This window comes from Dyadobacter sp. SG02 (assembly GCF_900109045.1).
In the GTDB taxonomy this organism is placed as follows: domain Bacteria; phylum Bacteroidota; class Bacteroidia; order Cytophagales; family Spirosomataceae; genus Dyadobacter.
In genome coordinates this window covers 362,337-386,980 of record NZ_FNYL01000008.1, presented here as the reverse complement: position 1 = coordinate 386,980, position 24,644 = coordinate 362,337, and the positions used below count along the sequence as shown (strand labels likewise).

General features: G+C 48.9%; 18 protein-coding genes. 13 read left to right on the top strand and 5 right to left on the bottom strand.

What is annotated here, in order from left to right; all coding sequences use genetic code 11:
- From BMW93_RS35220 to BMW93_RS20770, 4 genes are all read right to left on the bottom strand, one after another.
- On the bottom strand, window positions 1-384 hold a 384-nt coding region (locus BMW93_RS35220; protein ID WP_409013109.1), incomplete at its 3' end, for a leucine-rich repeat domain-containing protein.
- Window positions 385-788: 404 nt separating this feature from the next.
- Window positions 789-2,879 (bottom strand): prolyl oligopeptidase family protein, encoded by a 2,091-nt coding sequence (locus BMW93_RS20780; RefSeq protein ID WP_090380829.1) that lies wholly within the window; start codon window positions 2,877-2,879, stop codon window positions 789-791.
- Between the two features lie 32 nt (window positions 2,880-2,911).
- Complete coding sequence (locus BMW93_RS20775; RefSeq protein ID WP_090380752.1) at window positions 2,912-4,798, bottom strand: CocE/NonD family hydrolase; 1,887 nt, start codon at window positions 4,796-4,798, stop codon at window positions 2,912-2,914.
- A gap of 9 nt (window positions 4,799-4,807) precedes the next feature.
- Window positions 4,808-5,731 (bottom strand): PE-PGRS family protein, encoded by a 924-nt coding sequence (locus BMW93_RS20770; protein WP_090380749.1) that lies wholly within the window; start codon window positions 5,729-5,731, stop codon window positions 4,808-4,810.
- A 92-nt stretch (window positions 5,732-5,823) separates the two neighbouring features.
- Between BMW93_RS20770 and aspS the strand changes: the two genes are divergently transcribed.
- The 13 genes from aspS to BMW93_RS20705 all read left to right on the top strand — a co-directional run bounded on the left by aspS (window position 5,824) and on the right by BMW93_RS20705 (window position 24,198).
- The gene (gene aspS, locus BMW93_RS20765; RefSeq protein ID WP_090380745.1) at window positions 5,824-7,593 is read left to right on the top strand and encodes an aspartate--tRNA ligase; all 1,770 of its coding nucleotides are present in this window, start codon (window positions 5,824-5,826) and stop codon (window positions 7,591-7,593) included.
- 175 nt (window positions 7,594-7,768) lie between these two features.
- Complete coding sequence (locus BMW93_RS20760) at window positions 7,769-10,144, top strand: SLBB domain-containing protein (RefSeq protein ID WP_229240623.1); 2,376 nt, start codon at window positions 7,769-7,771, stop codon at window positions 10,142-10,144.
- 6 nt (window positions 10,145-10,150) lie between these two features.
- A complete protein-coding gene (locus tag BMW93_RS20755) occupies window positions 10,151-11,233 on the top strand; it encodes a Wzz/FepE/Etk N-terminal domain-containing protein (RefSeq protein ID WP_090380739.1) in 1,083 nt (360 codons plus the stop codon).
- A 123-nt stretch (window positions 11,234-11,356) separates the two neighbouring features.
- Window positions 11,357-12,814: a lipopolysaccharide biosynthesis protein gene (locus tag BMW93_RS20750; protein ID WP_090380735.1), complete on the top strand. Its 1,458-nt coding sequence runs from the start codon at window positions 11,357-11,359 to the stop codon at window positions 12,812-12,814.
- Window positions 12,811-13,962, top strand: a complete 1,152-nt coding sequence (locus BMW93_RS20745; protein ID WP_090380732.1) for a glycosyltransferase family 4 protein — start codon at window positions 12,811-12,813, stop codon at window positions 13,960-13,962. The genes BMW93_RS20750 and BMW93_RS20745 overlap by 4 nt, the downstream gene beginning before the upstream one ends.
- 3 nt (window positions 13,963-13,965) lie before the next feature.
- The gene (locus BMW93_RS20740; RefSeq protein ID WP_090380729.1) at window positions 13,966-14,697 is read left to right on the top strand and encodes a glycosyltransferase family 2 protein; all 732 of its coding nucleotides are present in this window, start codon (window positions 13,966-13,968) and stop codon (window positions 14,695-14,697) included.
- Window positions 14,687-15,994, top strand: coding sequence for a hypothetical protein (locus BMW93_RS20735; RefSeq protein ID WP_090380726.1), 1,308 nt, complete (start codon window positions 14,687-14,689; stop codon window positions 15,992-15,994). The genes BMW93_RS20740 and BMW93_RS20735 overlap by 11 nt, the downstream gene beginning before the upstream one ends.
- On the top strand, window positions 15,987-17,063 hold the full coding sequence (locus BMW93_RS20730; RefSeq protein ID WP_090380722.1) for a glycosyltransferase family 4 protein: 1,077 nt from the start codon (window positions 15,987-15,989) through the stop codon (window positions 17,061-17,063). Before BMW93_RS20735 ends, BMW93_RS20730 begins: the two co-directional genes overlap by 8 nt.
- A gap of 186 nt (window positions 17,064-17,249) precedes the next feature.
- Window positions 17,250-18,317, top strand: coding sequence for a glycosyltransferase (locus tag BMW93_RS20725; protein ID WP_090380719.1), 1,068 nt, complete (start codon window positions 17,250-17,252; stop codon window positions 18,315-18,317).
- A 340-nt stretch (window positions 18,318-18,657) separates the two neighbouring features.
- On the top strand, window positions 18,658-19,659 hold the full coding sequence (locus BMW93_RS20720) for a sugar transferase (protein ID WP_090380716.1): 1,002 nt from the start codon (window positions 18,658-18,660) through the stop codon (window positions 19,657-19,659).
- Between the two features lie 37 nt (window positions 19,660-19,696).
- Window positions 19,697-21,118 carry a capsule assembly Wzi family protein gene (locus tag BMW93_RS20715; protein WP_090380713.1) on the top strand — a complete coding sequence of 474 codons (1,422 nt, stop codon included), beginning with the start codon at window positions 19,697-19,699 and terminating at the stop codon, window positions 21,116-21,118.
- A 153-nt stretch (window positions 21,119-21,271) separates the two neighbouring features.
- Window positions 21,272-22,606, top strand: a complete 1,335-nt coding sequence (locus tag BMW93_RS20710; protein WP_090380711.1) for a capsule assembly Wzi family protein — start codon at window positions 21,272-21,274, stop codon at window positions 22,604-22,606.
- A gap of 107 nt (window positions 22,607-22,713) precedes the next feature.
- Window positions 22,714-24,198 carry a capsule assembly Wzi family protein gene (locus tag BMW93_RS20705; RefSeq protein WP_229240621.1) on the top strand — a complete coding sequence of 495 codons (1,485 nt, stop codon included), beginning with the start codon at window positions 22,714-22,716 and terminating at the stop codon, window positions 24,196-24,198.
- Window positions 24,199-24,201: 3 nt separating this feature from the next.
- Here the strand turns inward: BMW93_RS20705 and BMW93_RS20700 are convergent, their stop codons facing one another.
- Complete coding sequence (locus BMW93_RS20700; protein ID WP_090380708.1) at window positions 24,202-24,591, bottom strand: HIT family protein; 390 nt, start codon at window positions 24,589-24,591, stop codon at window positions 24,202-24,204.
- Between the last annotated feature and the right edge of the window lie 53 nt (window positions 24,592-24,644).

Below are 24,644 nucleotides of genomic sequence, written 5' to 3'. Positions count from 1 at the left end.
CAATGTTTTCAGCTTTGTAAATGTCCCGAAAAACGACGGAATCGAACCTAAATTTGTCGCAGTCGGAAAGGGATAGTCTTCTGCTGCCATCCGCAGATATTCCAGATTGATGAGGTTGGCAAAGCTTGCCGGCACGTTCCAGTAGGGCGTTATAGATAAATACTTAAGATTCGTGAGATTGCCTATAACTTGAATATTCGGCCCCGCTATCATGTTTTCGCTGATATCAAGGTATTCCAGGTTAGTTAGGTTACCCAGTTCCGCGGGCAGGTCTCCCTGGAACTGAGGGATCTCATCCCCTGCTCCCGAAAGGTCGAGATGCTTCAAAGCAGTCAGGCTTCCGACTGCTGCCGGTATCGGTCCATAAGCATCATTCTGTTCCATAATGAGACTGGTAACACGCCCGCCTTCACAACTAACGCCATACCATCCACATGGGTTATCCCCAGGGGTGCCGGGCACAACCCAACCTGTATTGTTATACCATTTACTACCACCAGTAGCCTGATAGTACGCCACCAGCGCCAGCCTATCGCTTTCCAGTGTCTGAGCGAATGAATTTATCGAAACAAAAAGGCAGACAAGCCCGAGTAGACATCTTGTCATAGCGTCGTGAAAAAAGAGTTGATAAAATCCTCGAAACGTTGAGCGGGTGCCGGGGCCGCAGCGTGATGCTGCCGGTACTGTAAGAATGTTGTATATACAAATGTAACCGAATGCACAATAAAATGTGCACCGGTTACAAAAAATTATTGAAGCTTAATATTGTAGAATTGGCTATCCGCTAATTACTTCCAGGTGAGGCCCATATTGCGGAAGAGGAATGCATAGATATCCGCCTGGGTTTCCAAAGCCTTTTTCGTGTTGCTCGCGCCGTGACCAGAGTTGGTGTCGATCCGGATCAGTAGTGGATTGGACGAGGTGCTGCCTGCTTTGGCCTGCAACTCAGCCGCGTATTTGAATGAATGTGCGGGAACGACGCGGTCGTCGTGGTCGGCGGTGGTGATCATCGTGGCGGGGTAATGGCCGCCTGCTTTGATATTATGCAACGGGGAATAGCCTCGTAAAACCTTGAATTCCTCCGCATTGTCGCTGCTGCCATAATCGGCGATCCAGTTCCAGCCGATGGTGAATTTGTGGAAACGGAGCATATCCATGACCCCCACGGCCGGGAATGCCACTTTAAAAAGCTCTGGACGCTGGTTCATCACCGCACCTACGAGCAGCCCACCATTGGAACCGCCCTGAATGGCCAGTCTTTCGGGTGATGTATATTTTTCACGGATTAAATACTCCGCCGCGGCGATGAAATCGTCGAACACATTCTGCTTTTTGAGCTTCATCCCCTGCTCATGCCATTTCTCTCCATACTCGCTTCCGCCGCGCAGGTTGGCTTGCACAAATACACCGCCCTGGTCGAAGAACGGAATACGGGTAGGGCTAAACGCAGGCGGCAGGCTTACGTTAAATCCGCCATAACCATAGAGAATAGTGGGATTGGTACCATCCAGTTTCAGTCCTTTTTTATAAGTAATGAATGCCGGAATGCGGGTGCCGTCCTTGCTCGGGTAAAATACCTGCTTCGTTTCGTAGTCCGACGGCTTGAATGCCACCTCGGGTTCGCGGAAAACATTGCTTTTTCCACTGGTAATGTCGTACCGGAATATCGTCGAAGGATAATTGAAAGAGGTAAACGTGTAAAACACGAAGGTATCTTCCCAATCCCCTCCAAAACCCGTCGCCGAACCAAGCCCCGGCATTTCGATCTCTCGTTCGAGCACGCCTTGCGGGCTATATACGTACGTGCGTGTGGTTACATCTTTCAAGTAGGATGCAAACAACTTCCCACCCGCCAGCTGCGCAGTTTCCAGTGGCTCCTCTCGCTCGGGCAGTACGGCGTCCCAGGTTTTTCCGGTCGTTTTGAAAAGCATTACCTTACCATTCGGCGCATTGTCGTTCGTTTCAATCAGGAAGTCGGCGCCGATGTTTTCGATGATGCGAAAGCTGGCGTCGGTGATCTCCTCGCGGATGGGTACGAAGCCGCTCTCGCCTTTTTTCAATACCCAAATCGCATTGCCATCCTTACCCTTCCCACGGTCGCTTACATTCAGGACTGCGTATTGCTCGTCTTCGGTAGTGCCCATAGTATGGAAACGTTGCGGGTTTGCAGGATCTTCGAATACCAGCTTGTCCTCCTCCTGTTTCGTGCCGATGCGATGAAAAAACACCTGGTGGTTTTCGTTTTTAGTCGCCAAAGCACTACCGTCCGGCTTCGGATAGCGACTATAATAAAAGCCGTCGCCCTGCCAGGAAGCGCCCGAAACTTTCACCCATTCCACTTTGTCCGCGAGCATGGAGAGGTCCTTCATATTCATGACCTGGTACTCCTGCCAGTCGGAGCCGCTTTTGGAAAAACCCAGCACCGCGTGAGCGCCATCTTTGGACAAGCTGAAAACGGTAAGCCGCGTGGTACCATCCGGTGAAAGCTTGTTCGGATCGATCACCACCTCGGGCGTGCCGTTCAGGCCTTTCTGGCGGTACAATACAGCCTGGTTTTGCAAACCATCGTTTTTATAGAAATAGAAATACTCCCCCTTCTTTTTAGGAGCCGAATATTTTGGATAGTTATAGGCTTTTTCGAGGTCTTCAAATATCTTTTCCCTGAACGGGATCGCATTCAGGTAACCGAATGTCACTTCGTTCTCGGCCTTCACCCAAGCCGCCGTTTCCTCGGAGCGATCGTCTTCAAGCCATCGATAGGGATCGGCGACTTTTGCGCCATGGTACTCGTCAAAATGCTCCTGCTTTCTTGTTTCAGGATATTTCAATTGCTGCGCATTACCTGGTCCCGACAATGCCGATGCGGTCATTAAAGTCATTATGAAAATTTTTGAATCCATGAAAACAGCCGTCATTTAATAATCTCCACTTCCAGAGAACTCGGTGCGTCGGCCTGGTGATAAATCGTGTGCTTGGCAGTGGTAAAATCCGAATCCTGCGCCTTGTAGATGTTTTCGACGTATTTCTGCGGGTTGCGGTCGAAAAGCGGGAATGCCGTGCTTTGTACCTGCACCATTATGCGGTGGCCCTTTTTGAAGGTATGCAGCACATCCTGCAAGCGGAATTTCAGGTCGGTCACCTTACCTGCCACTACGGGTTCAGGTTTTTCAAAACTGTTTCGGTAGCGGGCGCGCATTACCTCACTGCGCACCATTTGCTGGTAGCCCGCCAATACCACTTTCGGATCGGGCATGTAGGCGTGGTTCTTTTCGTCGTCGGGGTAGACATCGATCAGTTTTACGAAGAAATCGGCGTCCGTACCGGTCGTCGCAAATTTGAGCAATGCATTGATTTCGCCGCCAAGGGTAACGTCTTCGGTCAGAATTTCTGTTTCAAAAACGAGGACATCCGGGCGGGTAGCAGCGAAGCGCTGGTCTTCCGACATATATTCAAATGGCGTAAAGCCCGACATTTGTTTGTAATTCGCAGTATACGGCACCGGTTTCAACGGGTCGCTCACATATTCGGTTACCGATTTGCCTTCTTTCGGCGCTTCGAAATCCAGTTTGCCTTTTGAATGGAAATACAACTTGCGCTTCTCCGCATTGGCTACCGGCCATTTATCAAACGTCTTCCATTCCTTTTTACCCGTATCAAACAAATAAGCCTCCGGTAAGCCGGTCTTTCCATCGCCGGCTTCTTTCAAAAAGTGTTTGAAAAATTTAGCCTCGATATTGTTCTGGTAAAAAGTAGCGATACTGTCACCGAAATAAATATCGTTGTGCAAAGTATGCCCGGTTTCGCGGCTCCAACGACCGTGCCCGAATGGGCCCACCACCAGTGTATTGTACATGGAAGGGTTGTTCTTTTCCAATGTTTTGTAGGTATTCAAAGGACCATACAAATCCTCGGCATCGAACCAGCCGCCGACGGTCATGAATGCGTGCTTTACGCCTTTCAAATGCGGCAGGATATCGCGTTTTTTCCAGAACTCGTCTTTGTTGGGGTGGTTGACTGTCTCCTGCCAGTAAAAATTCTGAGAATAGTATTTATCAAAATTTTTCAAAGAACCCATTTCCAGGTTGAATGTATAGCCATCCGGCTTGGGCGTGAACATTTCGCCGGCAAACCACGAGTCTGTCGTAGGCTTGGGCGGCTTGATGCCGAACACCGGGAATGTGAGGTAATAGCCCTGCGTAAATGCGCCATTGTGATGGAAATCGTCGAAAAAGAAATCGGCGATCGGTGCCTGTGGCGACGAGGCTTTCAATGCGGGGTGCCCGGCCAAAGCACTGGCTGTCGTGTAAAAACCGGGATACGAAATACCCCATTGCCCCACCCTGCCATTGTTGTTCGCCACGTTTTTGAGCAGCCATTCGATGGTATCGTAAGTGTCCGATGCTTCATCGACGTCGTTCTTACCGTTTTTCTTGTCGATATGCGGGGTCATGTTCGTCCACGTTCCCTCGCTCAGGTAGCGGCCGCGCACATCCTGGTACACGAATATGAACTTGTCGCGCATCAATGCAGGGCTTGGGCCCAGGCGCGGCGGGTATTTGTCGGCGCCGTACGGAGCTACGCTATAACACGTGCGTTGCATTAAAAACGGATATTTTTTGTCCGTGGAAGCGTCTTTGGGCGAGTAAACAATAGTATGGAGCTTCACGCCGTCTCGCACCGGAATGTCGTACTCGGCTTTCGAATAATTTTCACGAATGTACTGTTCGTCGGAAGCAACTTGCCCATAAACGTGCTGGGCCAGCACGACGAGTGCTGCGCAGAGTAATTTTTTGATCATAGTTTGTGATTATTTTCTCTTATAGTAATTCAATGACACGCTGGCGGCGTTCCCCTTTTCGCTCAAAGTATAGAAACCCTTGCCTTCGCTTTCGAAACAGATCGCTTCGCCCTGCGGTTCAAGGGCCACTGTCAAAGTTTTGGTAGCGGATTTCACGAGCGTCTGCCCGATTGACGCTCCACTACTTCTTTTCCAATAATATACACCCAGATAGGTACGGACCACGATTTCAGTCCCGTCTTTGGAAATGCTTCCCGCAGTTGCCAGTACCACGCCCGGCACCGTCCCGATTTTTTCGGCCACGCTCACGTCCGAGGTCGATTGCGGAAATGCCAGCCGGTAAATATTAGTACCAGATACTTCCTTTGATAGCACAAAAATATCCTTCGTCACAGGGTCGACAATCAGCGCTTCCGCGTCCCGTGGACCATCAGGATAGCTGAAAGTGATCTTTTGCAATGCATTCTGGTTGAAAGAGCCATCGGTACCGCCGATTTCGGGAATGCGGTAAATGGTATTGGTGGCTGTTAAGGGCTGGTTGTTATTGCCGGTATCGGCAATGTAAATGTATGACATGCCATTATCCGGCCCCGGGCCTACCGCCACTTCTTCCCAATCGTGGTTCTGGGAGCCGGGTACATTATATTCTTTAATGTTTTTCCCATCCTTGCTGATCAGGTACACGGAATTCGGCTGGCCGGAATCCTGGATCGTCCAGAGGTAACCGGGCATCGATGCACTGGCCGCCAGGCCGGACGCTTCGTCGATAATGCCGGTAGCTATCGGGAATTGCTCGGGAGCTGTCTCAAACTGGTCGGACAGTCCGTTTCCCCCGGGTGCTGGCTCGGGGTCATTGCATGAACAGGTTACGCAAAAAACAAGTGAAGAAAGGACCAGGCTCACTCGTCCGCTCACGCTGTCATATATTTTCATAGAAAACACTTCATGTTAGATTTGCTAAAAATACGTACTTTTGCCGCATTTATTATCAGCGACTTTCATTATATCAGTATTAAAATAGTTATATGTTACGTACACATACCTGCGGGGAATTAAGCTTAGGACATGTAAATCAAGACGTTGTATTATGTGGTTGGGTTCAGCGCGTCCGCGACAAAGGAGGCATGATCTGGCTCGACCTGCGTGACCGTTACGGCATCACCCAGCTTCTTTTCGAAGAGGGCAAAACCCCCGCAAATGTGTTGGAAACTGCCCGTTCGCTGGGCCGCGAATTCGTGATTTCGGCCAAAGGTGCCGTGATCGAGCGTCTCTCGAAAAATGACAAAATCGCAACCGGCGACATCGAGATCCGCGTGGCCGAACTCAGCATTCTGAACCCGGCGAAACTGCCTCCGTTTCTGATCGAGGACGAGACCGACGGCGGCGACGATATCCGCATGAAATACCGCTACCTCGACCTTCGCAGGAATACGGTTCGTCAAAATCTGCAACTGCGCCACCAGGTAGCTCGCTATACCCGTGCTTACCTCGATAATTTGAATTTCATTGAAGTAGAAACCCCGGTACTGATCAAATCCACGCCGGAAGGCGCCCGCGATTTCGTGGTTCCGAGCCGCATGAACCCGGGCGAATTTTATGCATTACCCCAATCTCCGCAGACATTCAAACAATTGCTTATGGTAGCCGGCTTCGACCGTTACTACCAGATTGTGAAGTGTTTCCGCGACGAGGATCTGCGCGCCGACCGCCAGCCTGAATTTACTCAGATCGACTGTGAAATGTCGTTTGTGACGCAGGAAGACGTGCTGAATACGTTTGAAGGCATGATCCGTGAGCTTTTCGCAAAAGTGAAAAACATCGACCTGCCCGAAGTTCCCCGCATGACCTATGCGGACGCCATGCGCCTGTACGGTTCCGATAAGCCGGATATCCGTTTCGGAATGCAGTTCGTGGAACTGAAAGGCGATGACCGCGACCTTACGTCCGGAAAAGGCTTCGGCGTGTTCGACGATGCCGGATTGGTAGTGGGTATCAATGCCGCCGGTTGTGCAGGTTATACCAGAAAACAAGTCGACGAACTGACCGATTGGATCAAGCGCCCGCAAATCGGTGCCAAAGGCCTGGTATACGTTCGCTACAATACCGATGGGTCGATTAAATCGTCCGTAGACAAATTTTACACCGAAGAAGAGCTTAAAAAGTGGGTTGAAGCATTTGACGCCAAACCGGGAGATCTAATACTGATTTTATCGGGCCAGGGCGACAAAACACGTAAGCAGCTCAACGAGTTACGCCTCGAAATAGGTTCACGCCTGGGTCTGCGTAACCCTGACGAATACCGTGCATTATGGGTGATCGATTTCCCGTTGTTGGAATTTGGAGAAGAGGAAAACCGCTGGTTTGCGATGCATCACCCATTCACCAGTCCGAAACCAGAGGATATACACCTGCTGGATAAAAATCTGGGACTGGTAAGGGCCAATGCATACGATATGGTGATCAACGGCGTTGAAGTTGGCGGAGGTTCGGTAAGGATCTTCGAAAAAGAGCTTCAACGGAAAATGTTCGAGATCCTCGGATTCTCTGCCGAAGAAGCCCAGGAACAATTCGGCTTCCTTATGAATGCATTCGAATTCGGCGCTCCTCCTCATGCCGGAATCGCATTTGGTTTTGACAGGCTTTGCTCTATTTTCGGCGGCGCGGATTCGATCCGGGACTTCATTGCATTCCCGAAAAACAATTCCGGTCGCGACGTGATGATCGATTCTCCTTCGACAATCTCGGACGGGCAGCTTAAAGAGCTGGCGATCCGTGTGGAAGGCGCGAATTTGTAGTCAGAATTCGATCGATCAGACAGATCAATTAAATAAAATAAGATTTTGTAGATTTGCCCGGGCATAATTTAAACATAACCAAAGGACCGGCCGGAAATGGGCGGTCCTGATCACAATTCAACTACACTGCATGCATTATCAATCCTTTGCGAGAAATTATTTCAAAAATGCCTTCATGTTGTTGCTACTACTGGCCAGCATCGGGGGTTTTGCTCAAAACAATACTTCTCCTCAGCTTCCCACGGTAGATCCGACACAGCAGAAAATCGATCCCTCGCAGGTAACCAACCAGCAGGCAGTCGACTTCTATAACCAGGCCAAATCGGCGGGGATGTCCGACATGGACATCGAAAGGGCCGCTTTGCAAAGAGGCTATACACTGGATCAGATATCTGCCATGCGCAAACGGCTGCAACAGAAGCCGGACGAAAGAAAGGTGGAAGATCCTAACCGCGACGAACTGGATGAAACCAGGGAACAGGACGATACGGATGAACTGGATGACGAAGCCAACAACGAACGCGACTCCACCAGTGCGCGCCGTTCGCGGAACCGTCGGTTGAGCCGTACTTTCGGATACTCGTTCTTCTCCAGAGGCCGTTCCACCTTCGAGCCTAACCTGCGCATTGCCACGCCACGGAACTACGTTCTGGGACCGGAAGATGAAATCGTTGTGGATATCTATGGAAATGCGGTGGATAACTTCCGCATGAAGATCAGTCCCGAAGGAACCGTTAAAATGCTTAACCTGGCTCCGGTGTATGTCAACGGATTGACTATCGAGCAAGCCAGCGAGCGCATCATAAACCGCCTGCGCCAGGCCTATTCGACACTGAACCGTCCGGGCTCGGGAACGTATTCATCTATTACGCTCGGCAATGTACGCAGCATACACGTGATGATCACGGGCGAGGCGGCACGCCCCGGCACCTACACGGTTTCGTCGCTCGCTACGGCTTTCAATGCGCTTTCGATTTCCGGCGGGCCAAGCCTGAACGGTTCCTACCGTAATATCGAAGTGATCCGGAACAACAAGGTCATCCGCAAAATTGACCTTTACCGGTTCCTGGTCGATGCCGACCTGCGCGACAATATTGCTTTGCAGGACCAGGACATTATCCTTATCCGGCCATTTGAAACACGGATCGAATTAAACGGGCAATTGAAACGCCCGGGTATCTTTGAAGCGAAAACAGGTGAAAGCCTGGGGACGCTGATCCGTTATGCAGGCGGCTACACACCGGAAGCTTATACGAAGACATTCACTTACCAGCGCAACACCGGCACAAATTACATGATCGGTAGCATCGATTCCGTGCAGGTAGAAACTTTCGCTCCTAAAAACGGCGATATTTTTAATGTAAAACGAATACTGGATATCGTAGCTAACCAGGTGGAAGTGCGGGGCGCAGTTACATTGCCTGGCCCTTACGCATTGGAAGAACGCTGCAACTCGGTACTTAAACTGATCCAGGCGGCGCAGGGACTTAGCCCACGCGCGTTCCTGAACAGGGCTATCCTGGAAAGATCCAGCGGCGAAACACAGACGGGTATCGTAGCCATCGACCTCCGAAAACTCGTTAATGGCGAAATAGCCGATATTCCATTGCTCGCAGGCGATATCCTGACGATCAAATCGGTGGAAGACCTGAAAGAATTCACCTATCTGTCCGTTTCAGGCTCGGTCATCAACCCGGGTAACTATTACTATTACAAAGACATTACCATTGCCGACCTTATTTTCCAGGCCGGCGGCTATACCGAAGGTGGTATCCCCTACCGCATCGAAGTATCTCGCCGGGTGAAAAACGATACGCTCGACCTGCCTACATCGCAGAACGTCCGCATTTTCACAATCGACGTGGCCGATAACCTGGTACTTAATCCGGATGACCAGAAGTTCAAACTCCAACCACAGGATATCGTGGTGATACGCAAGTCGCCGAGGTATGAAGCCCAGAAATCGGTTACAATCATGGGCGAAGTGAGGTACCCGGGCAATTATACCATTATCAATAATTTCGAACGCATTTCCGACCTGTTCAGCAAAGTGGGCGGACTGCGGCCGGAAGCCTATCTGCCCGGCGCACGCTTTTACCGCGCCCAGGAGCTCATTGCGGTGGATATCGAAGCAATTGTGAACAAACCGTCGCTTGCATCCAACCTGTTGCTCATGCACGGCGATACGCTGATTATCCCCAGGCGGCTCGAAACCGTGCGGATACAAGGCGGTGTACACAATCCGTCGGTCATGAATTTCGATTCCAAGTTCGGCTACGACGACTATATTTCACAAGCCGGCGGTTACACCGAGCAGGGCTGGAAAAAGCGCGTATTTGTATCCTATCCCAATGGCCGGACGTACAGAACGAAGAGCTTCCTGTTTTTCAAATCTTTCCCTAAAATTGAACCTGGTGCGGTTGTGACCGTACCGGTGAAAGTAGCAGAGCCGGAGCGCCAGAGAACACCTGGTGAGCGTATTGCATTGTTCTCTTTCGTCGCATCCATTCTAAGTACGATCACCTTGGCGGCAATTAGCCTGAGCAGATAATTAATCATGATATCCCATCCAGAAAAAAAGCCGGAAGTAGGTGACAACAAGGAAAGTTCGTTCGATGCTTCGGAAATACGTTTTGCCGATATAATCCTGTTCGTAGGAAAGTATATCAAACTAATGATATTGGTCGCAATCGTATCTGTGATAGCCGGTGTAGCGTACAGTTTCCTGCTTCCCAGAAAGTATGAAGCCTCGGTAAGCCTGTTACCTGAATATGGCACTTCCAAAAGAGGGTCTTTCTCCCTGCTGGGCGCCGGACTTACCGGCGACGGTGCAGAGAAATTGCAACCAGAACTTTACCCGAACATCATGCAGAGCTCGCCCTTCGGCGAGTATTTGCTCAAACAGCCTGTGGTAGACCAGGACAACAAGCCGTATAAAACGCTACTGGATTTTCTGAAGGCGCAAGTGAAACCCGGGTTGCTGTCCGGGCTGTTCTCATCCAAGCCGGAAGCACCCAAAAAGGAAATTAAGCTGCAAAAAGACGGCATCCTCTCCTACTCGCGTCAGGAGCAATCCAATATTGCCAGCGCAATATCCCTGCTTTCGTCCGACGTAGACCAAAAAAGCGGTGTAATCCAGATCAGCGCGGAAACGATTGATCCTTTTGTCTCGGCAATCATCGTCGAAGCGGCCCAGAAATACCTGATCGATTACGTGGAAGATTACCGCTCGTCCAAAGCTGCGCAACGGGAAGGCTTGCTCGCCGATCGTGTAAAAGAGGCCAAAGCGAGGCTCCGCACGGCCGAGTACGCGCTCCAGAGCTACCGCGACCAGAACCGGAATATCTTTTCAAATACGGCAAAAATCGAAGAGCAACGATTGCAGGCTGAATATGTTTTGTCGGAATCGCTTTATAGCGACCTCGTGAGAAGGTATGAGCAGGCCAAAGTCACGGTGAAAGAAGAGCGCCCGGTTTTCAAGGTACTCGAACCGGTGAAAGTACCTCTGGCGAAAAGCAGTCCGAGACGGGTGCGTATCGGCTTGATCTGGGGCTTTCTCGGAGGCTTTTTTACCCTTTTATACATCTTGCTCGTTAAAGAAAAAGTAGTTCAGAAGATCGTTTCAGGCGCGAAAGAGTAAGTTACAGCGCGCCCATACTCAACCTTGCACACATGCATAGTATTTTGATTACCCCGCTGACCTCGCAGGTATCTGCACCACTCATTGCCACCAATCTGAAACTTCTTCAAATATAACTGGTCAATGAAAGTTCAGCAGGAAATCAAGAAAGGGGCGATCATCGTATTTATCACGAAGTACAGCGGAATATTACTGGGGCTGGTCGTAAACTCGGTACTGGCCAGATTGCTTTCCCCCGCCGAGTTCGGAATTGTTGGGGTTGTAACGGTTTTCATCACATTCTTCAATATCCTGAGTGACATCGGGCTGGGCTCGGCCATCATTCAGAAACAAGACTTTACCAACAAAGACTTTTCCGACATATTCAAGGTCAGCGTGCTGCTCAGCGTGGCGCTAGCAGTCGCATTCGCACTGCTTTCTTTCGCCATCGCATCGTTTTACGACGACCCGGTTTATGTACCAATCAGCCAATTACTCGCTATCCAGGTATTTTTCAGTGCCCTGTCGATCGTTCCCAAAAACATGCTCATTAAGGCTCAGGCGTTTAAAACCATCGGGTTTATAGACGTCGGGAGCGCATTTCTGACGGGTTCGCTGGCTATCGTACTGGCCTACCAGGATTTCAGTTTCTACTCCATTGTATGGCGTTCGATTGCCTTCAGCGTGCTCGTCTTTCTGATGTATTTCATCAAATCCGGATTAAAGATCCAGCCGGGCATTTCGTTCTCCGGCATCCGGGGAATCGCCAAATATTCTTCCTACCAGTTCGCATTCAACTGTATCAACTACTTTTCGCGCAACCTGGACAACATATTGGTCGGCAAGTTTATCGGCAATGCGGGTCTGGGCCTTTACAACCAGGCCTACCAGCTGATGATGTACCCGGTATCGAACCTCACACACGTGATCACGCCAGTGATCCACCCGATATTGGCCAAATACCAGCACGACAAAGCGGTTATTTTTCAGGAGTATATCAAAATAGTGAAAATACTGGCCATTCTGGGCTTGCCGATATCGATATTCATTTATTTCTCCTCATCGGAGCTCATCTACATATTCCTGGGTGAAAAATGGATGGAAGTAGTGCCCATTCTCAGGATATTGAGCATTTCCATCTGGATTCAAATGATCATGTCGAGCAGCGGTTCTATTTACCAGGCGGCCGGACGTACTGATCTCCTGTTTACTTCCGGGCTTCTCTGCGGCGCTATTATGATCCTGTCGATCCTGTTTGGTGTTTTGTATTTCAAATCATTGGAGCAAACTGCCATTCTGCTGGTCATCGCCTTTTACCTTAACTTCGTGGTCATATTTTACGTGCTGATCAACAAGGTATTGCAACAGAGTGTGCTCAAACTTTACGCATTGCTTGCGCGGCAGATCCCTTCGGTAATCGTTCTGACACTCGCCTACCTGGCCGAAGCGAACATGTCGAAGGATTGGGCTCCCGGGCCTTCCATGCTGATTATTTCGCTGGGTGTCAAACTTTGCATTATGGGATTGGTAACCGGTATTTTCAACTTCCCTCTGATTGAACCTTATGTCAAAAAGCTGAGCCATTTGAAAAGTAAGTCATGAGGACCGATAAGAAGCCCAAAATATTGTCATTCAGCCATTACGGCACACTTTACGGTGCGAACAGGTCCCTTTTAACATTACTCATCGCCACCCGCGACCAGATCGACTGGTGGGTAATATGCCTGGAAGACGGCGACTTTGTAAAAGAGCTGGCCAACAACGGCATTGAGTACAAGGTCGTTACATTTGCCAACGACATCCATAAAATCCCACGAAACCCGCAATGGTTTCACAGCATTAAGAGGTTCATATTCAATATCCTGACTGCATTGTACATTGCGTCACTGGTTATCAGAAGGCGAATCGACCTGATTCACACCAACTCGTCGGTGATCTTCTTCGGTGCGCTCGTTGCGCTCTTTTCGGGCCGCAAGCACCTGTGGCATATCCGCGAGTTCGTATACGAGGATTACCATTTAAAATACAACTTTGGTAAATCGTCGTTCCGGTTTTTTGCCAACAAAGCGGCACGCATTATTTGCATTTCAAAAAGCATTGCCCAAAAAAGGGTTATCGAAGCGGGCGTTACCGCGCCGCACGTGGTAATCTACAACGGGCTCGTTGATGAACTTCCGGCGAACCCCGCCCGCACGCCGGGAGAAACGCCTTTGACGGGCATCGTAGGCATCATCGACCCAGCCAAAGGCCAGATGACAGCCGTAAAAGCGGTGAATGCACTCGTTAAAAAAGGCGTTGCCATAAAATTGGAAATTGTAGGCGAAATTGGCGATCCAACTTATTATGAGGAAATTGCAGCCTATATAAAGGAGCAGGGAATAGGCGAACATATTCAGTTCACGGGGTTTACCAAAGACATTCAAAGCATTTACCGCCGCCTCGACGTGCTGCTCATGTGCTCGCCCAACGAGGCGCTGGGGCGCGTAACCATCGAAGGGATGATGTATGGTGTCCCGGTGGTAGCTTTCGATTCGGCCGGTACCAGCGAGATCGTCCGGCACGAGCAGACAGGCCTGCTGTTCCGGTCCGACGAGCATAGTCTTGCCGTTCAACTGGAAAGGTTACTCAATGATCGTTCCCTGTACACGGGCATAGCCGAACGTGGACGGGAGCATGTTTTCCAAAATTTCACGATTACAAAATATCGCGACAACTTTGTAAGGGAAGTAGAAAGTTGCCGCCAAATCTAAGTTATGCAGTATCCCAAAATCTCGATTATCACAGTTGTAAGGAACGGCGAAAAGGACCTGGAAAGTGCCATTAAAAGTGTCGTCAACCAAAGTTACGGCAATATTGAGTACATCATTCTGGACGGCCTTTCGACCGATGGGACACTGGATATCATCCGGAAATACGAGCATGAGATCGCCCTCTGGAAAAGCGAGGCCGACCGCGGGATATATGACGCCATGAACAGGGGACTTGATCTCGCAACGGGTGACTGGGCTTATTTCCTCGGCTGCGACGATGTGCTGGCTTCGCCGACGATCATCGAAGAAGTAGCCGCCCAGTTTACAGAGGCCGACAACATCTACTACGGAAATACTTATCTCAAAAAAAGGAACCGGCTTTATACAGGCAAGGCGAGCAAATGGAACATCTGCCTGCGGAACATTTCGCATCAGGCCATTTTCTACCCCAAGTCCGTTTATAAGGAAAAGAAATATAACTTACATTACAAACTGGCTGCCGACCATGTTTATAACGTGGAGCTATTCGGCCGCTTCGGGCCGCGTTTTACTTATATGCCCAAACTGATTTCAATATACAACGACCTGGGAATGAGCTCGACAAATGTTGATCAGGAACATAAGAAGGACATCGTCGGCATTGTTTATAATAATCTGGGCGGTGCGGTTGGCTCTTACTTCTGGTTGCGGGTGAAGGTTGCGAATTTTAAAAACAGCTTGATAGGTGGGAAATGAGCTTTTTGTAAGATCGATTCTGGATAACTGGCTCTATTTCGGAGCCATTTTTGCGGCAATCCTGGGCCTGTATCTGGTCCTGTACCGAAAAATCTACTGGGGTATCTTCGACCCCATGTTCGTTACAGTCATCAACATGACTGGCGGGGCGTTTTGCGTTTACTTTCTCTACTCCGACAATACCCTTAAACCCGTTTACGGCTGGTCATTTTTGGGGACCGAAATGGCATTGCTTATCGGACTTACGATCGCACATTATATCCCCGTTATTAAGCTCGGTGGCAAAACGAATAAGGTAGACGTCCAGGCCCGGGGTATCAGCGAATTCGATTTGTTTCTTTTCGTGGTTTGTATCGCTTATGTTCTGATTGAAATAATCAATTTAAAAACGGTCGGTATCGTACTTCTTAATACCGAGGAAAACCACGTTTCTGCCTACGAAGATCACGGAATTATCCGCGCATTCCTGGTGTCTTACCGGACATTGGTGATCATGACGCTCTACTACAAGCTCATCTATCTCAAGAAAAAGTTCAACCTCTTCGAGTTGTTTATCTGCTTCGTGTTGTTCATTGATATTGCCACTACCGGGTCGAAAGCCGCTATTATAGTCTTTTTCACCCTTTACTTTCTGATCACGTACCCGATGGTTGTCCAGGGTAAAATGAAAACGGTCAAACTCTCCTTGCCGCTTATAATTGCATTGGCGAGCTTTCCTGTCGCAATCGTGATGATTTCGGTGGGGGCCAACGCGTCCTCGGCGATTCAGCAGGTGGGCTTGCGGTTGATGGCCAGCGGCGATATTTTCCTACTAGGGTACTTCGACGAAGTCATGGACAGCATCCAGGAAACCTCATTCTTAAAATATGCCTTTTATCCTGGCTGGGGGACAATCCTGAAAAACCTCGGTTTCGATATTACGCCGCCCGAGGTGATCGGGGTGGACGTGTTTGCATATTATACCGGCCGCCGGACCTCCGGTGCAAACGGACGGTACAACTATTTGGCCTATCACTTCTTTGGTCTGTGGGGTGGCATTGCATATGCGCTGGTCGTCGGCTTAATCGTAGGCTATTTGCGTAATATGTTTAAAAACCTCAACGGCATGAATATGAACTATTACTGGTTCCTGTTCATGGTGGTACTGATCAGCTGCATAACGCGCCTTATCGACGACCTTTTGCTGTTTGGTAATACGTGCTTTTGGGCCCTCCTATTTCTGACAGTATCTTATGTGATAGCCAAAATCCTGTACATGGTGCTCCAAGTGGTCACCGGACCGAAATCGTATGCCTAATATTGTCTTTTTCATTTATAATATTTCGGCGATTGGTGGAACAGAGCGCGTAGCTTCGGTCATTATCAATGAGCTCTCCAAAAGAAATTACAATGTCCATGTGTTGGGCCTATACGGCGATCCGGAAAAGATTTTCTTTCCTTTCGAGCCGGATGTGAAGGTTACCAGTCTGCATATCGACCATCTGAAAGGCGTCCGGAAAATCCTTTATTCCCAACACAAGATCCGGCAATTCGTCAACAGCAATCATATCGACACATTTGTTACCGTTGAATCGATCATGGCTACCTATTCGGTGCCGTCGCTCGCTTTTACCGGTATCCGGCATGTAGTGTGGGAGCATTTCAATTTTAAAGTGAACCTCGGCCTGGCAGCCAGGTCGTTCGCGCGGCAGGTGGCGCTTTGCTTTGCGGACAGGATCGTGACGCTCACGGCCCGCGATATACAGTTCTGGAAAGAGGGAGGTTGGTACCACCATGCGCAATTAGTACACATTCCGAACCCGATGTTCCTCGAAGAGCAAAAAGTGAATGAAAATCCTTCCAAAACGGTCATTTCCGTCGGCAGGCTTACATTCCAGAAAGGTTACGACATGCTGATGGACGCCTGGGCCGGTCTACCCGCGGAGCTTCGGAAAGAATGGAAATTACTCATCATCGGCGACGGGGAAGACAAGCCCACGCTCGAAAATAAGATGACAGCACTCGGCATTCACGATTCGGTTGAATTGGTAGGCGCCACGAAAGCGGTTTTTTCCTATTTTGAAAAAGCAGCCATATTCTGCCTGAGCTCACGTTTCGAAGGCTTGCCGATGGTATTGCTGGAAGCATTGGCATTTCATCTGCCGATCGTCTCTTTCGACTGCGACACCGGGCCGGCCGAGCTTATTGAGAACGGGCAAAATGGTATTTTGGTAGAAGCAGGTAACGTCAACAAAATGACCCAATCGCTGGCTGCCCTCATGCAGGACGGCGACCTCCGCACGCGCATGCGAAACCACAAATCTAAAAACATTGAAAATCTCGAACTAGGTGGCATCATCGAGCAATGGCGCAGCGTACTGCAATAAGAAAAATTCGCCCATTTACCGGATTTTAAATCAGCCTCGCCATTGGGTAGTCATAATGTACAGTTTACGTTTCACCGGCGGATCAGTATCGTAAAAAACTTACCTTTGACTATAAACATCATCGCCGAGGGCCAGTAACGTGGCGATGCGCTGGGAAACGGTTCGTTAGGAGTTGTTATTGAGATTATGAAAATATTACATGTCATCACGCTTGCTGAACTCGGTGGCGCTCAATCCGTGGTGATCAATCTGGCACGGGAGTCGATCAACGATGGTCATGAGGTAATGGTAGCGTCCTCGGAGGATGGCGAGCTTTGGAAAGTACTCCCGTCGGAAGTGGCGCAATGGAAGATCAATCCTTTGCAGCGGTCTATCAGTCTTTCCAAAGAGCATAAGGTGGTAAACGAGCTGCGCCGCCTTTACCAGATCTTCAAACCCGATGTCGTTCACCTGCATTCATCCAAAATCGGGATTCTGGGTCGTCTGGCATTTCCACGGAAAAAGATTGTTTACACCGTCCACGGCTTCGATTCCATCCGTGTTGCATTCCGGAAATTTCTGCATTTGGAGCGCCTGCTCCAGATCAGGGCGAAACATATTGTTGGAGTAAGTAAATATGATTACCAGAACCTGTTGAGCGAAGGGATCAAAAAAAACGTCTCGTACATATACAACGGCATTACCGATTACTCGACCGATATTCCGGAGAGTCAAAGCGAAAGTTACCGCAGGCTAGCCGAGTTGATCCGTTCGAAATCAGGTTTCAAAGTAATGTGCATCGCGCGGATTTCACCGCAGAAAAAATTCGAACTTTTTTGCGAAGTAGCCGAATTGCTGAAAGGTCACGACATTCATTTTTTCTGGATTGGCAACAAAGACGAAATGGCGGACCTCCCGCCGAATGCCTATTGCCTCGGTGAAGCGGAAGACGCACACCGTCTCCTGAAATACGCTGATCTGTTCATGCTTCCTTCCAATTACGAGGGAATGCCGATGTCCATACTCGAAGCGTTGTGCTATTCCGTGCCCGTAATCGCATCTGATGTGGGCGGGATCGGAGAAGTACTTAATGGATTAAACGGCAGAGCATTAGCGAATACAGCCAGCGATTTTTCGGACCAGATTCTGCATTATGCCAACCATCCTGCCGAGTTGGCGAATGCAAAAACGGAAGCGAGAAAATCGTACGAACAATATTTTACGGTAGGTGCCATGTACCGGATGTACCTGTCACTCTACAAGTCGATAACCTGAACTTCACCTTGCGGGCACATAAGGCGAGGTGCCCATTATCGGAAATGTGATAAATCGGTCAAATCATTTGAAAGCGCCGGAAGTAGACAAAAAATGGAAAAAATTCTTTACAGTAAAATAATATTTTGTGCCAAATCCTTCCCTATATTTGCCGGTAGTAGTTTCATCCCTTCTCCGCCAAATATTAATTTTTAGCGCAAAAGCCCTTCTCTGCCAAAAATTATATTTGATTTGACCATGTTTATAATTTCATATTTCAAAAGTTTATTCCTAAACTTGTAGCTCTAACACGCTTATATTCTACAATCACACTATTTTCTAGTTCATAAAATACACACATATGGGCAACACTTACGTATCTGACCGCAAGTACATTCACCGGCTTCTAAGCAAAAATGCCGTTTCAGAAGAAGTCCTGATTGTAACCAGCTACGACTACTTCCTTCAAAAGCATGATCTGGCTCTGCTCCTTAAAAGATACAGGGAGATTATCCTGATCCCACATTCAGACAACGATGATTATCTTCTGAATCACACCGTTAGGCCACTACTCGACAGATTTGAAAAAATACACCTGGTTACCAATCCGCAGTATGACCGTCGTAACCGCGTAATCTACGAACTGGTTGTCAGAAAAAACAAATCGATACGTATCACCACCGTTTACGATTTCTGCGAAAGAGACCTCAAAAAAGTATATATCCCTGACGACGTCTCCGAAATCAATCCTAATCTTCTGACAGTCCCCACCTTCGGCAGAAGAGTTCGTTATCCCAAGAAAATCATCGACATCACGATTTCAATCATACTCTTCCTGCTCACTTTCCCGATCTGGATCCTCAGCTATTTCCGGATCAAATTCGAATCCCCGGGTCCGGTATTCTACTTCCAGGAGCGTGTAGGTATGGACAACAAGCCATTCAACTGTATTAAATTCAGGTCGATGAGGCTTGATGCAGAACAAAACGGAGCGTCATTCTCGAAAAAGAACGATTCACGGATATTCTCGTATGGCTCCTTCATGCGCCTCACACGTATCGACGAACTGCCGCAGATCATTAACATTTTCAGACGCGATCTGTCGCTGATCGGCCCGCGGCCGGAGCGTCCCGTGTTCACCGAAACATTTGACGAAATCATCCCTTACTACAACCTTCGCCACAATATCAAACCAGGTATCACCGGTTACGCGCAGGTAATGTACTCGTACGGAGCAGGCGTTTACGATGCGCGTCACAAGCTGATGTATGACCTTTATTATATCAAGAACTGGAACCTGGCCCTGGAATTGAAAATCATACTTCTGACAGCCGTCGTTATTTTTGGGAAGAAAGGCAGGTAATTCCTCTGGCACCTCGTAAATTCTTAATAGTCGTGGAATGCGGAAATTCTTTTACGTGCTGCTGTTATCGGCAGCACTTTGCGCTGAAAGCTACTCACAGGATTCCACCTTTTTCTATTCCGCCGGAATAAACGCGGCGGGCTCTACGGCTGGCGTTCCACTCTGGTTGTATGCCAATCAGCATGCGACCCTCCCTGAAAAGGGCTCATTTGTGCAAGGAGCGGCCAGTTTTCACCGGACTTACAACAAAAATAACCCCCGTTTCTTCCAATGGTCGGGGGGAGCAGAACTCGTAGGCTACGCGGGTAAAAAAACCAATGCTTTCTTTACCGATCTATTCGTAGCGGGCAAAGTCGGGCCCGTGGAACTCAGTGTGGGCCAACGAAAGGAATTTATGGGCCTGGGCGACAGCCTGCTCACAATGGGGCCGATTGCCTTGTCGCCCAATTTTCGCCCCTACCCCAAGATCCAGCTTTCGACACCCAATTTTGTAAGCCTCATTCCTGGCAACGATATTTTTTCCTTCAAGTTTTCGTATTCTGATGGCCTTCTTGGCTCGGCGGCCGTGCATTACGGCAATGTTACCAGCGTTCCCGAAGTTTACCTTCACCAAAAATCCCTGTACCTGAAACTGGGTAAGCGCACGCATCGCCTGAATCTGTTTGGGGGTTTCAATCATCAGGCCATGTGGGGCGGCGAGGATAAAATTTTTACCGGTGGGCTCAAAAGGGCCAAGGCATATGAGTATGTCATCTTTGGTAAGCCGTGGAGCCATAGCCGCGTAGGAAACCATTTCGGAACGATCGACGTAGCCGCGGAGTGGAAGGGAAAACGTTGGGACATTTTTCTGTACCGCCAAACGATTTACGAAGACGGCTCGCTCAGCAACCTGTCGACCGTATCCGACGGTTTGACCGGGTTGCGGTTTAAAAGAAAGCAAAAAAGCGAAATAGTTCCGGCATTCCGCTTTAACACCCTGGTATTTGAATTTCTCTATACCAAAAACCAGGGCGGCAATATTTTCGATTATTTCAACGGAATTTTCGGGAAGGATAATTATTTCAATCACTACGTCTATAACCAGGGTTGGTCGTATCGCGGAAGAAGCCTCGGAACTCCGATGATCGCCCCGCAGACAATGACGCGGGATAATCTCTATACAAACGAGACACTTTACACTGCTAACAACCTGGTCGTCGCCTATCACCTGGGCGCCGAGGCCTCGTGGAAAAAGGTAAATTTTCTGCTAAAAGGAAGTTTTTCACAAAATTCGGGTACGTACGATAATCCCATCCGACCGAAAGCAAACCAGACGTCCCTGCTGTTCAGGGTCGAAGCACCACTTTTGAATAAGAAAAATGATATTTTCGGTTTAAGCCTGGCCTCCGATTTTGGTCAACTGTATACACAAAACATGGCAGTAATGGTCAGTTGGAGGAAATCCGGGTTTATCTGGTAACTTTAAGCTTTTACATACACGGCTGAACTATTCCTCTTTTACTAAATGTCGTTTCCATTTACCCTAATACGCGTTTGCCCGATCCTTTATCTATTACTCATCGTCTTCGAATTACAGGCCCAGGACTCCACAGTATACTATAAGGCATCGGTAATGGCAGCCGGAGCAACGGCCCAGACTCCTTTTTGGGAACATGCCAATCAATATGGAAGTATCCCCCTGAACGGCAATTTCGGGATTGTCGATGCGGGAATATACAAGGTGTACAATCCCCATAATCCCCGGCTGGTGCAATGGAGTGCCGGTGTTCAGGGAATCGCCAGTTATGGAAAGTCTCCGAACGGTTTCCTCTCCGACTTGTATGCCGCGGTGAAAATCGGTAAAGTGGAGATTCTGGCCGGTCAGAAACGAATGACTGCCGGGCTCGTCGACACGACACTTTCATCGGGTTCTCTGGCAATGGCGGGCAATGCAAGACCGTACCCGCGGGTGCAGGTTTCGATACCCGACTACCTCCCGCTTTACTTCACCAATAATTTCGTCGCGCTGAAATTCACCTATTCGGACGGATACCTGGGTGCCAGTGGAATCAACTATGGCAGCGTTCCGCGGGTTTCCGATACCTATCTCCATCAAAAGCAGCTCTATTTACGCCTCGGCAACAAATCGCACCGGTACCGCATTTACCTCGGTGCCAATCACCAGGCTATCTGGGGTGGCGAGAAGGAAGTGATGCCGCTCTACAAACTGGATATGCTGAAAGCCTATTGGTATACTATTTCCGGTAAAACACTGGATTACAGGAAAGTAGGCAACCATTTCGGAACTTTCGATATCGGTGGCGAATGGCACGGAAAGGATTGGAATTTCTTCCTTTACCGCCAGAATATCTACGAAACCGGCTCGCTTTTCAAGATTACCAATTTTGAGGACGGCCTGAACGGATTGAGCGTGAAGCGCACCAAGCCGCTGCCCAAAGGCTCATCCTATTTTGCATTCCACTCTTTCCTTTTAGAAGTAATCGGAACGCGTAACCAGATCAATCGCTATCCGATATCCGAACTTACCGTGTTTCAACGGGCTAACTACTACAATAGCTACGTATATCAACGAGGCTGGTCCTATTTTGGCTCCGGAATCGGTACACCATTGGCCCCTGCCTCAGCCACGACCGACGGCAATTTACCCCGCAATAGTTCGGAATTTACCAATAATAATCGCTTCTGGGCGTTCCATACAGGAATAACCGCTACCTGGCTGCACCTGAAATTGTCGTTCCGCGGTACTTACACGCGGAATTCGGGTTCGCTTCTCACGCCTTTTGAAAGTGTAAGGCAACAAGTGTCCCTGTGGCTGGGTGCTGAAAAAAACTTAAATATCTTGAAAGGATGCAGTGTTTATTCGGCATTATCATCGGATATTGGCACGCTATATCCTAATACCCACGGATTATCGATAGGATTACGCAAAACCGGCTTCCTGGATTAATCCGATTAGCAATGAAGCGACGTATATGTTCAATATGATAATAGAAAAGTTATACTTATTTTTGTTGGCTATTATACACATTATGGACAACGCGTGAGGGCACAGTTATGAGATTTCTTTTATTCATATTGTTAGCGGTGCCCGTCCTTGGCTTTTCCCAATCTGAGATCAAGGAACCTGTAATCTACACCGACTCCACCACCAATTACGTAGAATTCGTGGGAATGGGCAGTACCAATGGGTATACGCCTTTCTGGATCCAATCCAACCAATACGGAATCGTCCCCAAAACTGGCCCGAACCTAAGCGCACGGGCAGGACTGGAACATTACTGGACCATATCACAGAACAAAACAAGGAATGAATTCCGTATAGGGGTGGGCGCGGAAGCGGTTGGTAATTTTGTACAAACGAAAAATTTCGTGCTGCCCCAGGCACATGCCACAATCCGTTACAAAAACTGGGAAATATATGCAGGCCGCAAAAAGATGGCGCTCGGCCTCGCGGATTCCACGATCGGCTCAGGTTCCTATGCGTGGTCGGGAAATGCATTGCCGATCCCCCGAATTTATATTGGAACAACCCGGTTTGTCCCCGTGCCATTTACCAAAGGCTGGCTTTCTTTTAATGCATTCTACTCCGACGGGTTATTTGAAAATAGCAGGCCTATCACAGAGAACCTGAAATTACACCAAAAGGCATTCTATTTACGTATTGGCAAACCGCATTCGGCGCTGAAACTTTACGGGGGCTTTAATCACCAGGTTCAATGGGGTGGAAAACTCAAAAAAAACCTGGGACTCACCGGCGAGTCGTTGCAAATGCCTACGGGCTTTAAGAACTATATCAATGCAGTCACCGGGGCATTAGGCGGTAGCGGCGACGATATTACCTATTTCGACAGCACCAGCCGGATTGGAAACCACCTCGGTTCGATAGACGTCGCGATCGAGATCGAGACTTACGAAAGCAGTATTTTGTTTTATAAGCAGTTCGTTTACGAGGATGGGTCGCTTTTCTACCTGACAACCCTCAACGATGGGCTATATGGCGCGAGAATCAAACGCAAGCATTCTTACGGGGCACTTTTTGAAATCAATGCGGCCGTGCTGGAAATGCTGTATACAAAAAACCAGGGGGGTGATAATTTTGATATAGGAGACCCGAAGAAAAGGGGGCACGACAACTATTTCAACAACCAACAGGTCCGCGATGGATGGGGATATTACGACAGGACTATCGGCACGCCGTTCATCCCGCCCACTTCGCAGACGAGATGGAAATGGCCCGACTACGCCGATAATTTTACCAGCAACAACCGCGTAATGATGTTCCACCTGGGTTTGGAGGGCACATTATTTCGAAAAATTCAATGGTTAGGCAAATTTTCCTTCTCGGAGAATAGCGGGACATATCTCGGCCCATTCGCTGGTACACCCAGGCAGTTCTCCGGAATGCTCATGATGCAGTCCAAACTCGACGTACTCGGCGGGCTCACCATAAAAGGTGCCTACGCAGCGGATATCGGCGATTTGTTCCGAAAAACTTACGGATTTATGCTGGGTGTGCGAAAAGACTTTTCGTTTTACTGAGCCTTATAAATTACTTCTGATCTTTTCAGCCAGCGTCGCGAGTTCTTCTTGCGACGTTTTTATTTTTTGGCCGAAATCGGCATCAGCCATGCTGTTGAGGGGAAGCAGGTGTACATGGGCGTGCGGCACTTCCAGGCCTATTACACTCACGCCGATCCGCAGGCAGGGAACCGTTTTTTCCAATGCGGGAACAATGCTTTTCGCAAATTGGAACAGACCGGTGTACAAATCGTCGTCGAGATCGAACAGGTAATCCACCTCTTTCTTGGGAATGACGAGCGTATGGCCTTTCGCAATGGGGAATGCATCGAGGAACGCGAGGAAGTCCTCTGTTTCGGCAATTTTATGGCAGGGTATCTCGCCCGCGACGATTCTTGAAAATATAGAAGCCATGTGGATAGGTTGTAGGATTATTTGAGCTACTCCCAAAAATAGGAGCCGCCAAC